At 61.3% G+C, this 514-nt stretch carries 1 protein-coding gene; it reads right to left on the reverse strand.

Features of this window, described 5'->3' with window-relative positions; translation table 11 throughout:
• Nucleotides 1-375: hypothetical protein (locus J8I87_RS44185; RefSeq protein WP_209938948.1), on the reverse strand; the 375-nt coding region annotated here is incomplete at its 3' end.
• Between the last annotated feature and the right edge of the window lie 139 nt (nucleotides 376-514).

Consider the following 514-nt stretch of genomic DNA (forward strand, 5'->3'; position numbering starts at 1 on the left):
TTTGCCTACTTTCTTTGCCGCGGCAAAGAAAGTAGGTGCCGCCCCGCACAGGGGCAACGCCTGCGCCGCGAGGCGCAATCGCGGATGCCCGCGCAAAGGCAAAACGAACCGCCATTGCGGATGCCGCGCAAAGGCAAAACAAACCGCAATCGCGGATGCCCGCGCAAAGGCAAAACAAACCGCAATCGCGGATGCCCGCGCAAAGGCAAAACGAACCGCACTCGCGGATGCCCGCGCAAAGGCAAAACGAACCGCAATTGCGGATGCCGCGCAAAGGCAAAACAAACCGAAATCGCGGATGCCCGCGACAGCGGCAAGAACAAACCGCAATCGTGCATGCCCGCGAAGGGCAAAGGATGCCAGCGACAGCGCCAAATCCTCATGCCGCCCGAATCGCCTCGTTATAAACCCCCGCCACGCGCCTCGCGATCACAGGATTATCGAAATTCGCCCGCGCGTAAGCGCGGCACGCATCGGCATCCGGCAGTTTCATCGAGCCATCCAGCGCTTTCCC

The organism is Paraburkholderia sp. LEh10 (assembly GCF_017814945.1).
Lineage (GTDB): Bacteria > Pseudomonadota > Gammaproteobacteria > Burkholderiales > Burkholderiaceae > Paraburkholderia.